The organism is Pseudomonas sp. XP2 (genome assembly GCF_053557975.1).
The window spans coordinates 1-12,875 of record NZ_JBNRIK010000020.1 but is presented as its reverse complement, the minus strand read 5'-3'; the positions used below and the strand labels follow the sequence as shown (position 1 = coordinate 12,875).

The window sequence follows — 12,875 nt, the reverse complement described above, 5'->3', positions numbered from 1 at the left end:
TCCTCAACGGTTGGCAGCAATGTGATAGGCCGCGATATAGCCGAACGTCATGGCCGGCCCCAGGGTGCCGCCCGCACCGGGATAGCTGGTGCCCATGACCGACGCCGAGCAGTTGCCAATGGCATATAGGCCAGGAATGACCTCGCCGTCCTGGCTCACAACCTGGGCGTGTTCGTTGGTCAATAGCCCACCTTTGGTGCCGATATCGCCAGCGTCCAGGCGCATCGCGTAGTACGGCCCCTTGCTCAGGGGCGCCAGGCACGGGTTGGGTTTGACGTTGCTGTCGCCGTAATAACGGTCGAACACGTTACCGCCACGGCCGAAGTCGGCATCGACGCCGCTGCGGGCGTAGGCGTTCATCTTCTGCACGGTCTGCTCGAGCCCTGCGCGGTCGACGCCGATCTGCGCCGCCAGCGCCGCCAGGCTGTCAGCCTTGAAATACAAGGTATTGAGCCATTCCTTGCGCAGTCGGCTGTCGGGCATGACCTGGGCCGGCATCAACGGCCCCATGGCGTAGTTGAAGCGAAAATGGCCGTCGAAGATCACCCAGGATGGGATCGACTTGCCGCCGGTGTGCTGGTTGTCGCGGTACATGGCGTCGACAAATTCCAGGTACGGCGCTGCCTCATTGACAAAGCGCCGGCCCAGGCTGTTGACCACGATGGCACCAGGGAACGCCCGCTCGGCAAATATCCCACGGGGTTTTTCTTCGCCGGGCACGGTAATGGTCGGCGCCCACCAGGCCCAATCCATCAGGGCGGTCGCCGCACCCAGTTCGATACCGGCTTGCAACGCAGCACCGGTGTTGTTGCCCGGTGGCGTGGCGCTCCAGTCACGCAGGGTGGGCTGTGGTAGGTAGCGCTCGCGCAAAGCCTGGTTCTGTTCAAACCCCCCGGAGCCGAAGATCACCGCATGGCGGGCATGCAGCTGCAGCGTCTGCCCGTCACGACAAACCTGCATGCCAATGACCCGGCCGTTATCGGTGATCAGGTTCTGAAAGTCGGTGTTCAACCACAGTGGGATGTTGCGGTCCATCAACGAGCGGCGTAGCGACGCAACCAGCGCACTGCCCAAGGCCGCGCGGCGGTCGCGCCGGCTTTTGCGGCGCCATTTGAAGTCGAGCTTGTAGCGCAGCATCAGGCCGAGAATCAGCAGGCGCCAGCCAAAGGAGCGCGACATGGCCTTGTGCGCGTGCCGGGCGGTCCAGGCGATGCGCCCCATCAGCAGTGTCGAGGGTGACGGTGTGCGCAGGTTGGCCAGTTCATCACCGAGCAGGCTGGTATCGAACAGTTCCGGGTCGAGGGTGCGCCCCCCGGCCAGCGAGCCTGGCAGTTGCGGATAGTAGTCCGGGTACTTCGCCGCCACGGCGTAACGCACATGGCTGTTGTCCACCAGGGCCCGGATCATCTGCGGCGCGTGCTTGACGTAGGCACGCAAGCGCTTGTCATCGCCATGCTCACCGGTGGCAGCTTTGAGGTACTGCAGGGCCAGCTCCACACTGTCGCCACCGCCTTTGGCGGCAAAGTAGTGGTTATTGGGAATCCAGATGCCGCCGCCGGAGATCGCCGACGTACCGCCGAACTTGTCGCTTTTCTCGACAACCAGTACCGATAGACCCTGCTCGGCAGCAAACAGCGCCGAGGTCATCGCACCGGCACCGGAGCCGACGACGATCACGTCGTAGTGTGAAACAGGCTGAGCTTTAGCTGTCATTGTTGTTGTGCCTTGGCTGTGATCGGAAATTTCCCGGCGTGCCGGCCAGGGGTGCGCATACCCGGGCCTGCAGCTAGGCCCGGGCACGGCTCATACGTAAGGATCAGGGTTGGGCAGGCCCAGTTGCACGGCGCCAAGGCTGCGGCTGAAGGCCATGTAGTTGTTGGCGATATGCCCACGTGCCTGGTGCAGGTCGCGGAACAGGCGCGCCACGGGGTTGGTGTTATAAAGCCCGGAAGCGGCCATGCAGCGCAGCAGTTCGTTGACCTTCTCGGCGCAGATATTGGTGACATAGGAGGATTGGTAGCGGTACAGCAGACGGGTTTCCACATCCGGGTACTCACCCGCTTCGGCCAGCGCCATCAGGTGCGCGTAGTTCCGCTCCAGTACCAGCCGCAGGCTGTCGACGATGATCGTCGCCTCGGCAACGGTGGTTTGCGCCACCGGGTCATCGGCGGTTTTCATGCCGTGCTTGCCGATGTGCGCAGCGGCATTGGCACGAAATTCGTTGATCGCCCCCTGCAAGGCACCGATGGCCGATGAGGACACAGCGCGCGTGAACACCTGGGCGAAAGGAATGGCATAAATCGGATTGGTGTTCACCAGGCGTCCTGGCGTCGCGTCCAGCGTGCAGTTATTGGTGCGTTGCACGCGGTGTGCCGGCACGAAGGCATCTTCGACCACAATGTCGTGGCTGCCGGTGCCGCGCAGGCCCAGCACGTCCCAGTTGTGCTCGATACGGTAGTCGCTGCGCGGGATCAGGAAGGTGCCGTGCTCCGCTGCACGGTCGCCATCGGCGGGCAGCACCCCGCCAAGGAAGCACCATTGGCAGTGTTCGCTGCCGCTGGAAAAGCCCCAGCGACCACTGATGCGATAACCGCCTTCGACCACGGTTACCTTGGCCACGGGCATGTAGGTGGACGAGATCAGGGTGGTATGGTCCTGGCCCCATACATCGCGCTGGGCCTCGATCGGGTAGCGCGCCAGCTGCCAGGGGTGTACGCCCATCACGCCATAAATCCACGCTGTGGACATGCAGCCCTCGGCGAGGATCATCTGGATTTCGAAAAACGTCCGCGGATCGACCTCGTAGCCGCCAAACGCACGTGGTTGCAAGGCCCGCAACAAGCCGGCCTGTTGCAATTCGAAGATGGTTTCGTCCGGTACCCGGAACTCGCGGTCAGCGCGCGCGGTGCGGCTTTTGAGGGCGGGCACCAGGCGCCGGGCGTGTTCAAGCAGTTCGATTTCTTCCGGCGTTCTTACTCGCATGCTGTCCATCCGTTCGTTCTCCCAATCTCGTTGCGCGGTTGCGCGAGTCTTGGTTGATGATCGAATGCAGCAGGCGAATATTCATCGTCAAAGCGGACTAGGGAAACACGGTACGGCGCCGTCCCTGGCGCCTTTCAGGCTCAGATCGCGGCGCGCCTGGCGGCCCACGGGCGGTCCTGCTCCAGCTGCGAGGCCAGGCGCAGCAGCACGTCTTCCCCGCCCAGGCGAGCGGTGAACATCATGCCCACTGGCAGGCCGCTGTCACTCATGCCCAACGGCAAGGAAATAGCCGGCTGGCCGCTGACGTTGGCCAGCACGGTAAACGCGGCACTGCCCATGGCCTTGCGGGCGTAACTTTCGTAAGGCTGGTTGAGCGAGAGCTCGCCCAGGGCCGGCGTCAGGCTGGCGGTGACCGGCGAAAGGATCACATCAAAGCGCTCGAACTGCTGTTCCATGGCCATGCTGATGTCTTCGAACGCATGCCGGGCACGCACTACCCCCTCACCCGTGGCTTTCGCTGCACGCTCCAGCACACCAAAGGTGATGCTTTCCAGATCCTGCGGCCCCAACGCGCGGCCCAGGGCTTTCTCCCGGTCATTGACCGTGACCAGCAAGGAGTTGCCGATGGCAACGCCGTGGGCGCCGAACAGCTGCTGGGCCTGAATCGGCAAGCGCAGTTCTTCCACTTCGTGGCCAAGGCCCAGCAGTTGCTTGATGGTGTCCTCCAGAACCTTGGCAATCGCCGGGTCCAGCGGTGCCCCGGTCAGCGATTCCCGCACCAGTGCAACCCGTAAACGGCCCGGGTCACGGCCCAGCTCCTCGACGTAGGGACGTACCAGCGGTGAGCTCCAGTACGGGCTCCCTGGTTCGTGACCCTGACCGGCATCAAGAAACAACGCGGTATCGCGCACGCTGTGCGAGACCATGTTGGCGACACTGGCGCCAAACGAGCCTTCCAGGCGGGCCGGCCCGCTCGGCGTGCGGTAGCGTGTCGGCTTGAGGCCGACCAGCCCGCAGTAGGACGCCGGGATCCGGATCGAGCCGCCACCGTCGGTGGCATGGGCGACCGGGACGATACCGGCGGCAACCGCCGCGGCGGAACCACCGGACGAACCACCCGAGCTCAACGCCAGATTCCAGGGGTTGCGGGTCTGCCCCCATGCCAACGACTCGGTGGTGGTGGTCAGGCCGAACTCCGGGCTGGTGGCTTTACCAAAAGGCACTGCCCCGGCGGATTCATAACGGCGGATCAAGGTGCTGGTAACGCTCGAAGGGGGCGCGTCCTTGAACAGCCGGCTGCCGTTGCTGGTGGTCGTGCCCTGCAAGTAGGTGTTGAGGTCCTTGAGCAGGATCGGCACGCCCGCCAGCGAGCCCTGGGTCAGGGTGCCGGCCTTCTGCCTGGCCGCCAGCAACGCGCGGGCATAATCGTCATGGCGCATGTTGACTGCGTTGATCTTCGGGTTGACCAGGTCACAACGGGCGAATGCTGCGCCGAGCAAGTCTTCGGCACTGAAGTGGCCGGCCTGCAAGCCCTTGGCCATGGCCCAGGCATCCAGGCCCAGGTAATCGCTGGCCGACAAGCCGCCTGCGGCCCGGGCATCGGCAAAGCGCCCCAGTAGCCCGACGCCCAGCGCCACCGCGCCGGCCTTGAGCACCTGCCGGCGCGGCCATCCGTCAGCGGCGTCGGCACCCGCTGGGGCAAGCGTGTCGGCCAGTGGCAATGCGTTTTTTTCCATGTGCAGAATTCCGTTTTTTATTGTGTCTGTTCGATTCGCTCAGCGCGCCGGTTTCCCCGATCAGTCCGGGGTGATCTGCGCTTTCATCGCGGCCAGGAAGTGTTCGCTGTAAGGCGGTAGCAGGCCCCATTCACCGCGCGGATCATGCTCGGGCGCCTTGAGTACTGTGCGCAGGTGGCTGAACTCGATAAAGCCTTCGCGACCGTGGTAGTGGCCCATGCCTGACCCGCCAACCCCACCGAACGGGGCATCATGCAAGGCGGCATGCATCATCACATCGTTGAGGGTGACACCGCCGGACAATGTGTGCTCCAGCACCTGGCGCTGCTCCTTGGCGTCGCTGCCAAAGTAGTAAAGGGCCAAAGGCCGCGGGCGGGCGTTGATCTGAGCGATGACCTGATCAACCTCATCAAAAGGCAGAACCACCATTGCCGGGCCGAAGATTTCTTCATGCAGAATCAGGCTGCCTTGCGGCGGGTCGATCACCAGTTGCAGCGGTCGGCGGCGGTTTTGCTCATCAGCCGCTTGCGCGTAGGGCAGGCTCACTACCCGGGCACCGGCTTGAAGCGCCTGCTGAACCAGGTTTTCAACACGGGACAGGTGTTGGGCATTGACCACCGCGACCACGTCCGGGTTGTCGCTCACCTCAGGGATGAACTGGCGGTAAGCGCTGGCAAAGGCCTCAAGAAAGGTTTCCAGCTGCTCGCGTGGCACGTAGACCAGGTCCGGGTTGATGCAGACCTGGCCACTGTTGGTGGTCTTGGAAAGCGCAATACGAAACGCTGCGGTGCCCAGGTCGGCGCTGCGGGCGACGATGACCGGCGACTTTCCGCCCAGTTCCAGCGTCAACGGCACCAGGTGTTCGGCCGCGTTACGCATCACGGACCTGGCCACCGCGGTACTGCCGGTAAACACCAGGTGGTCGAACGGCTGTGCGGTGAAGGCCTGGGCCAGGTCCGCGCCACCGGTGACCACAGCCACTTCGAGCGGATCGAACGCCTCGGCAAACAGCTTCGCCACCAGCGCAGCAGTGCGTGGCACCACCTCCGAAGGCTTGAGGATCGCCCGGTTACCCGCCGCCAACGCCGAACCCAGGGGGCTGAGCAAGGTATACAGGGGGGCGTTCCAGGTGCCCAGAATGCCCACCGTACCCTTGGGCTGATACATCACCCAGGCCTCGGCGCCCAGCTGATCGTAAGGGCTGAAGACGGGCCGCGGCTCATCCTGCATCCATCCTTCGAGGTGGTCGCGCGCGTGCTTGAGGGACCCGAGCGAACCCAGCACATCATTCATCAACGAAAAACCCTGGGGCCGGCCGCCAAAGTCCGCATCCATCGCCTCGGCCAGCGCTTCGTGGTGCGCCACCAGCATGTCGATCACCCGCTGGATCCGCGCGCGGCGGGCCACGGCAGTGACAGCCCCTTGAGCGTTGAACGCAGCCTTTTGTTCACGCAGCAAGGCCGACAGCATGTCGACGGAAGAATTTGCACAACTCATTGGTGCCTCCTCAACTGAACAAGGGCCAGCATGTCGCCTCTGTGCCCACCATGGCCGTCGTTGCACGACGCCCTGCCCCGCAAACTAGCCCCAGACCCCGGAGACCGCCTCGTCCAAGTGGACGATCGAGCCAAAAACGTTAGTCCGTTGAGACGATGCAAAGCCCCGTGACGCTGGGAATACTGCCAGCACGCACACTCATTCCATGAGGCCCATCATGGCAACGCCCGCCTGTTTCGACCCTCAAGCGTTTCGCGCCGCGCTCGGCACCTTTACCACGGGAGTGACCATCATCACTACCAAGGCCGAAGACGGCTCGCCCGTTGGCATCACGGCCAACAGCTTCAACTCGGTCTCGCTCAACCCACCTCTGGTGCTCTGGAGTCTGTCCAAGAATGCCCGCAGTCTGCCGGTGTTCAGCGGTGGTCGCCACTGGAACGTGCACGTTTTGTCGACGGAGCAGGAAACGCTGTCCGGCCGCTTTGCCCGCCAGGGTGAAGACAAGTTCTCCGAAATCCAGCTCGACACAGGTATCAGCGAGGCACCGCTGCTGCAAGACTGTACGGCGCGCTTCCAATGCCGCACAGCCTTCCAGTATGAAGGCGGCGACCATGTCATCTTCGTCGGCGAAGTGCTCGCTTTCGACCATAGCGACCGCGCGCCCCTGGCCTTCCAGAGTGGCCAGTACGCTCTGGCGATGCGCAAGCCGCGCAACGAACTGCGCCTGGCAACTACCCCGCCACCGCCCGAGTGCAGTTACACCGAAGACTTGCTCGGCTACCTGCTCGGGCGCTCGCACTACCAGATGCTGTTTGCACTGCGCCGCCTGCTGAAGAACCAGCAGCTCGATGAACACGCGTTCTTCATTCTCTCCACCCTGTGCATTCGGGACAACCTGACCCTGGACGAGATCAACGCCTTCGTCGGCTACACCGGCCATGTGGTCAGCGCCACCAGCATGCGCTTCCTGGAACGCCAGAACCTGGTCGCCCGTGAGCTTGATAATGAGCAGGTCCGCTATGTGCTCACAGCCGACGGGCGGGAGGCTTCGCTGCAGGAGGTGGCCCTGGCCAAAGCCGTCGAGGAGGATATCGCTGCCCGTCTTGGCGCCGGTGATAGCCAGGCACTCAAGGTGTTGCTCAAGCGCCTGATCGCCACCTCCGACCCGGGCTTGCCGGACCTGTGGGCGCCGCGCTAAGCACTGTGTCTTCCCTGAACCATTAGAACAATAAGGACAGCCATGAGCATTCTGCAACGCTTCAACCTCACTGGCAGTGTCGCCATTGTCACCGGCAGCGGCCGCGGCATCGGTCGCGCCATTGCCTTGGCCTACGCCGATGCTGGCGCTGATGTAGTCTGCAGCGCCCGTTCGCTGGCAGATGTCGAGGCCGTCGCCGAAGAGGTACGCAGCCGAGGGCGGCGCGCCCTGGCCCTGAGCTGCGATGTCACCGACAGCGAACAGCGCTGCGCCTTGGTCGCCAACGCCGCCGAACAGCTGGGGCGCATCACCCATCTGGTCAACAATGCCGGGGGCGGCGGCCCCAATGACCCGCTGAAGATGAGCCCGCAAGACTTCGAGCAGGTGTTGAGCTTCAACGTCAGCGCCGCCTATGCCCTTTCACAGCTCTGCGTACCCCTGATGCGCGACGCCGGGGGCGGCAACATCATCAACATTACCTCGGTCGCCGCCCGTTATGCCCAGCGCCATTTCAGCGCCTATGGCACCGCCAAGGCTGCCCTGACTCACCTGACGCGCCTGCTGGCACAAGAGTTTGCGCCGCAGATCCGGGTCAATGCGGTGGCGCCAGGGCCAATCCTGACCGACGCCCTGGCCGGGGTCATGCCCGATGCCATGCGCAAAACGATGGAAAGCAACACCCCGCTCAAATGCCTGGGGCAACCAGAGGACATCGCCGCCGCGGCCCTTTACCTGGCAAGCCCCGCCTCGGCCTGGGTCACCGGCAAGATCATCGATGTCGATGGCGGCGCCGATTCCAGTGTCTGGCCGGGTTGAGGCCTTTTTGCCGGGCGTGCCTGCAGCTGGCCCGGCCTGTTATCCACTTGCCACAGAGCGACCTCCCTATGGATGCGCAACTGATTGAAACACTGGGCGACGAGCTGTTCCATGCCCTGAACGCACGCCAGAGCCTGCCCCCGCTGACCCAACGTTACCCGGCCATCAGCCTTGCCGACGCCTACCAGATCTCCCGGCGATTTCTGGCGCGTCGCGAAGCGGTGGGCGAGCAAGTGATCGGCAAGAAAATCGGGGTGACCAGCCGCGCCGTGCAAGAAATGCTCGATGTGCATCAGCCCGATTTTGGTTTTCTAACCGACCGTATGCAGGTTGCCGATGGCAGCGACATCAGCTTTGCTGCCCACCATCTTGTGCAGCCACGGGCTGAAGGCGAGATTGCCTTTGTACTGGGCGAAGACCTGCAAGGTACCGATATCACCGCCAACGATGTGCTGGCGGCCAGCGAGTGGGTTATGCCGTGCTTCGAAATTGTCGACTCGCGTATCGAGAACTGGCAGATCCGCATTCAGGACACCGTTGCCGACAACGCTTCATGCGGTGTTTTCGCCCTGGGCCAGCAGCGCGTCGATCCGCGTGAACTGGACCTGGCCGAGGTCCAGTTGCACCTGTTCAAAAACGGCCTGCCGGTGGGCAGCGGCCTGGGCTCGGCGGTGCAAGGCCACCCCTGCGCCGCCGTGGCCTGGCTGGCCAACACCCTGGGCCGACTGGGCATCCCGTTTCGCAAGGGCGAAATCATTCTGTCCGGTGCCCTTGCGCCACTGGTACCGGTCGCACCGGGTGACTTCGTCAGCCTGTCGCTGAGCGGCATGGGCGAGATGCACCTGAACTTCGTGCCCTGAGCCTGCGGCCGTTCCTTCTTCTGATCGAGAACAATGCCATGAGTAAAAAGATAAAATGCGCCCTCATCGGGCCCGGCAACATCGGTACCGACCTGCTGTACAAGCTCAAGCGCAGTGAAGTACTGGAGCCCGTCTGGATGGTGGGTATCGACGCCACCTCCGAAGGCCTGGCCCGCGCCGCCGCGCTGGGCCTGAAGACCACCAGCGAGGGCGTCGACGGCCTGCTACCGCATGTAATGGAAGACGGCATCCAGATCGCCTTCGATGCTACCTCCGCGTATGTGCATGCCGAAAACAGCCGCAAGCTCAATGCCTTGGGTGTGCTGATGATCGACCTGACGCCAGCAGCCATCGGCCCCTACTGCGTGCCACCGGTCAATCTCAAGCACAACCTAGGCCTGGGCGCGATGAACGTCAACATGGTGACCTGTGGCGGCCAGGCGACCATCCCGCTGGTGGCCGCGGTGTCCAGCGTGCAGCCGGTGGCCTATGCCGAGATCATTGCCACGGCGGCCTCGAAATCGGTCGGCCCAGGCACACGCAAGAACATCGATGAATTCACCCGTACCACCGCTGCGGCCGTGGAACAGGTTGGCGGCGCAAAAAAGGGCAAGGCAATCATTATCGTCAACCCCGCCGAGCCGCCGCTGATCATGCGTGACACCGTGCACTGCCTGACCGAAACCGAGCCTGACCAGGCAGCCATCACCGCCGCGATTGCCGACATGATCAAGCAAGTCCAGCGCTATGTGCCCGGCTACAAGCTGGTCAACGGCCCGGTGTTCGACGGTAACCGGGTGTCGATTTTCATGGAAGTCGAAGGCCTGGGCGACTATCTGCCCAAATATGCCGGCAACCTCGACATCATGACCGCCGCCGCCGCGCGCACCGCCGAGATGTTTGCCGAAGCGATGCTCAAAGGCGAGCTGACCCTGCGTGCCAGCAGCCCACAACCTGCCATCGCCTAAGGAGCGCACCATGGACCTTCACGGCAAATCCATCACCGTCCACGACATGTGCCTGCGTGACGGCATGCACCCCAAACGCCACCAGATCACCCTGCAGCAAATGAAAGACATTGCCTGTGGCCTCGACGCCGCCGGTGTGCCGTTGATCGAGGTGACCCATGGCGATGGCCTGGGTGGCAGTTCGTTGAACTATGGTTTTCCGGCGCACAGCGACGAGGCGTATTTGTCGGCGGTCATCCCGCTGATGAAAAACGCCAAGGTCTCCGCACTGCTGCTACCGGGCATCGGCACGGTCGATCACCTGCAGATGGCCTACGAACTGGGCGTCAACACGATTCGCGTCGCCACTCACTGCACGGAAGCAGACGTGTCCGAACAGCACCTTGGCGCGGCCCGCAAGCTGGGCATGGACAGCGTCGGGTTCCTGATGATGGCCCATATGAACAGCCCGCAAGGCCTGGCCACCCAGGGCAAGCTGATGGAGAGCTACGGGGCCAATTGCATCTACATCACCGACTCGGCCGGCTACCTGCTGCCCCACGACGTCAGCGCGCGGGTCGCGGCGCTGCGTGCAGCGCTCAAGCCCGAGACTGAAATCGGCTTCCATGGCCATCACAACCTGTCGATGGGCGTATCCAACTCGATCGCGGCCATTGCCGCTGGCGCCACCCGTATCGATGCCGCGTGCGCAGGCTTGGGCGCGGGTGCTGGCAATACCCCCATGGAAGTGCTGGTGGCCGTCTGCGACCGCATGGGCATTGAAACTGGCGTGAGTGTGTTTGGTATCCAGGACGTTGCCGAGGACCTGGTGGTGCCGATCATGGACTTCCCGATCCGCAGCGATCGCGATGCCCTGACCATGGGCTATGCGGGTGTCTACGGCTCGTTCCTGCTGTTTGCCAAGCGCGCTGAAAAAAAGTACGGCGTCCCGGCGCGGGAAATTCTTGTCGAAATGGGCCGGCGCGGCATGGTCGGCGGCCAGGAAGACATGATCGAAGACACCGCGATGACCCTGGCCAAGCAACGCCAAGCCAGCGCCTGACCGCTTCACGGGGCCCAGGCACAGCTTGGGCCATTGCCCATCTCTGCGGTTTGACCGGGAGTCATCCATGAGCAGTACGCACCCTCAACCCATCGGCTGGCGCAGCCATGGTCTGCTGTTTGTGCTCGCGATGATGTACGCCGACAACTTTGTCGGGCGGCAGATCATTGCCGTGATGATCGAACCGCTCAAACAAGAGTTCGGTGCCAGCGACACCGCCATGGGCCTGGTTTCGGGCCTGGCCTTCGCTGCCGTCTATGTGCTGCTGGGCCTGCCAGCCGGGCGCCTGGCCGATCGCCTGTCACGCACACGCCTGCTGGCCATTACCTGCTCGTTGTGGGCGCTGGCAACGGTGGCCTGCGGCCTGTCCACCAGCTTTGCGATGCTGGTGATCGCACGCATGGCGGTAGCAGTCTTCGAGTCACCAAGCACCTCGACCTCGATGTCGATCATTGCCGATATCTACCCACCGCACCGGCGTTCTTTTGCCATCAGTTGCTACACCGCCGCGCCGACGTTTTCGACCATCGTTGCCCTTAGTGCCGGCGCCTGGGTGGTCGACCAATTTGGCTGGCGCAGCGCTTTTTTTGCTGTCGCCCTGCCTTCCCTGCTGATCAGCGCGGTGTTTGCCTTTGTGATGCGCGACCCGGTACGGGGTCGCTTCGACCTCCCCCATAGCCACGCCAGCCAGGGCGCACCGCCCATACAAAGCCTGCTGGGCAGTGCGCGGGCACTCATGGCACAGCCTGCCTACCGTTGCCTGGTGCTGGCTTGCGGCATTACCACCTTCAGCGCCTATGCCTTTGCCATGTGGAATGCCAGCTTCCTGGTGCGATCGCATGACCTGCCCTTGCACTACGCGGGCCTTCTGGCCGGCTTGGTAGGCGGCACCTTTGCCGGGCTAGGGGCGTTGTTCAGTGGATGGCTGACCGACCGCCTGGTGATCAGGAGCCAGCATTGGCAAATCGGCATTCCGCTCATCGGCCATGTGCTCGGCAATTGCGCATTGATCATCTACCTGCTTTGGCCACGTGACATCCTGCTGCATGCGGGTGCAGTTCCGGTACCCAGCGCGATGCTCTGGTGTGCGCTGGGCAGCTTTTTCTCGGTATGGTGGGTCGGCCCCTGCTTCTCGTTGTTGACCCAGTTGGTGCCCGCCCACCGCAGGGCGACTGCCGTCGCCCTGCAGACCATTATCTCGACCTTGTGCGGAGTCGGTATCGGCCCGTTGGCAACCGGGCTACTGAGCGATGTACTGATGCCAGTGCTGGTGGACGAGTCGCTGCGCTACGCCCTGCTGCTGGTCAGCCTTACCATCGTCATACCGATCGTGCTGCTCTGGCGGACCTATCAACACCTGGCCGCCCCTTCGCGCCTTTCTGCGTATGCCTGAAACCTGAGCACTGGCGCACAATCGCCGATCAACTAGTTGAAACGGACGATCCACCCGCACATTCCCTACGTTACCGTCATTGTCAGACACCCGCTGCCCCGCGTTCGCAATATCAATGACTGGAGAGCTTATGAGGATACTGGTAAGCGTCAAACGAGTGGTCGACTACAACGTCAAGGTTCGCGTCAAGGCGGACAACTCCGGCGTCGACCTTACTAACGTCAAGATGTCCATGAACCCCTTCTGCGAAATCGCCGTGGAAGAGGCCGTACGCCTGAAGGAAAAAGGCGTTGCGACCGAGATCGTTGTCGTTTCCGTCGGCCCGACCACCGCCCAGGAGCAACTGCGTACTGCGCTGGCCCTGGGTGCCGACCGTGCCATCC

Annotated in this window: 11 protein-coding genes; 7 read left to right on the top strand and 4 right to left on the bottom strand. The window is 63.2% G+C overall.

The features are described from left to right. Positions 1–3: 3 nt before the first annotated feature. The 4 genes from ACK1VC_RS19930 to ACK1VC_RS19915 form a co-directional block, all read right to left on the bottom strand. Entirely contained in the window at positions 4–1,713 is a 1,710-nt protein-coding gene (locus ACK1VC_RS19930) for an FAD-dependent oxidoreductase (protein WP_016486819.1), read from the bottom strand. Between the two features lie 90 nt (positions 1,714–1,803). Further along, entirely contained in the window at positions 1,804–2,991 is a 1,188-nt protein-coding gene (locus ACK1VC_RS19925; protein ID WP_016486818.1) for an acyl-CoA dehydrogenase family protein, read from the bottom strand. 131 nt (positions 2,992–3,122) lie between these two features. Then, on the bottom strand, positions 3,123–4,718 hold the full coding sequence (locus ACK1VC_RS19920; RefSeq protein WP_016486817.1) for an amidase: 1,596 nt from the start codon (positions 4,716–4,718) through the stop codon (positions 3,123–3,125). 60 nt (positions 4,719–4,778) lie between these two features. Continuing rightward, positions 4,779–6,215 carry an aldehyde dehydrogenase family protein gene (locus ACK1VC_RS19915; protein WP_031312446.1) on the bottom strand — a complete coding sequence of 479 codons (1,437 nt, stop codon included), beginning with the start codon at positions 6,213–6,215 and terminating at the stop codon, positions 4,779–4,781. Between the two features lie 217 nt (positions 6,216–6,432). On the opposite strand from ACK1VC_RS19915, the gene ACK1VC_RS19910 reads away from it, so the two are divergent. From ACK1VC_RS19910 to ACK1VC_RS19880, 7 genes are all read left to right on the top strand, one after another. Next, complete coding sequence (locus ACK1VC_RS19910; RefSeq protein ID WP_016486815.1) at positions 6,433–7,413, top strand: flavin reductase; 981 nt, start codon at positions 6,433–6,435, stop codon at positions 7,411–7,413. A gap of 42 nt (positions 7,414–7,455) precedes the next feature. After that, complete coding sequence (locus tag ACK1VC_RS19905) at positions 7,456–8,229, top strand: glucose 1-dehydrogenase (RefSeq protein WP_016486814.1); 774 nt, start codon at positions 7,456–7,458, stop codon at positions 8,227–8,229. A gap of 68 nt (positions 8,230–8,297) precedes the next feature. Next, on the top strand, positions 8,298–9,089 hold the full coding sequence (locus ACK1VC_RS19900; protein ID WP_191087713.1) for a fumarylacetoacetate hydrolase family protein: 792 nt from the start codon (positions 8,298–8,300) through the stop codon (positions 9,087–9,089). Positions 9,090–9,127: 38 nt separating this feature from the next. After that, positions 9,128–10,057, top strand: coding sequence for an acetaldehyde dehydrogenase (acetylating) (locus ACK1VC_RS19895; protein ID WP_016486812.1), 930 nt, complete (start codon positions 9,128–9,130; stop codon positions 10,055–10,057). A gap of 10 nt (positions 10,058–10,067) precedes the next feature. Continuing rightward, a complete protein-coding gene (gene dmpG, locus ACK1VC_RS19890) occupies positions 10,068–11,099 on the top strand; it encodes a 4-hydroxy-2-oxovalerate aldolase (RefSeq protein ID WP_191087712.1) in 1,032 nt (343 codons plus the stop codon). Positions 11,100–11,166: 67 nt separating this feature from the next. Continuing rightward, the gene (locus ACK1VC_RS19885; RefSeq protein ID WP_191087711.1) at positions 11,167–12,492 is read left to right on the top strand and encodes a spinster family MFS transporter; all 1,326 of its coding nucleotides are present in this window, start codon (positions 11,167–11,169) and stop codon (positions 12,490–12,492) included. Between the two features lie 130 nt (positions 12,493–12,622). Continuing rightward, positions 12,623–12,875 (top strand): electron transfer flavoprotein subunit beta/FixA family protein (locus ACK1VC_RS19880; protein ID WP_449118024.1); only part of this gene is annotated, 253 nt, incomplete at its 3' end.

Bases quoted from the DNA above. Each gene is read 5' to 3' on its own strand.
- ACK1VC_RS19905 (WP_016486814.1), top strand. From the start codon at position 7,456: ATGAGCATTCTGCAACGCTTCAACCTCACTGGCAGTGTCGCCATTGTC.
- ACK1VC_RS19925 (WP_016486818.1), bottom strand. From the start codon at position 2,991: ATGGACAGCATGCGAGTAAGAACGCCGGAAGAAATCGAACTGCTTGAA.
- ACK1VC_RS19915 (WP_031312446.1), bottom strand. From the start codon at position 6,215: ATGAGTTGTGCAAATTCTTCCGTCGACATGCTGTCGGCCTTGCTGCGT.
- ACK1VC_RS19910 (WP_016486815.1), top strand. From the start codon at position 6,433: ATGGCAACGCCCGCCTGTTTCGACCCTCAAGCGTTTCGCGCCGCGCTC.
- ACK1VC_RS19930 (WP_016486819.1), bottom strand. From the start codon at position 1,713: ATGACAGCTAAAGCTCAGCCTGTTTCACACTACGACGTGATCGTCGTC.
- ACK1VC_RS19900 (WP_191087713.1), top strand. From the start codon at position 8,298: ATGGATGCGCAACTGATTGAAACACTGGGCGACGAGCTGTTCCATGCC.
- ACK1VC_RS19885 (WP_191087711.1), top strand. From the start codon at position 11,167: ATGAGCAGTACGCACCCTCAACCCATCGGCTGGCGCAGCCATGGTCTG.
- dmpG (WP_191087712.1), top strand. From the start codon at position 10,068: ATGGACCTTCACGGCAAATCCATCACCGTCCACGACATGTGCCTGCGT.
- ACK1VC_RS19895 (WP_016486812.1), top strand. From the start codon at position 9,128: ATGAGTAAAAAGATAAAATGCGCCCTCATCGGGCCCGGCAACATCGGT.
- ACK1VC_RS19920 (WP_016486817.1), bottom strand. From the start codon at position 4,718: ATGGAAAAAAACGCATTGCCACTGGCCGACACGCTTGCCCCAGCGGGT.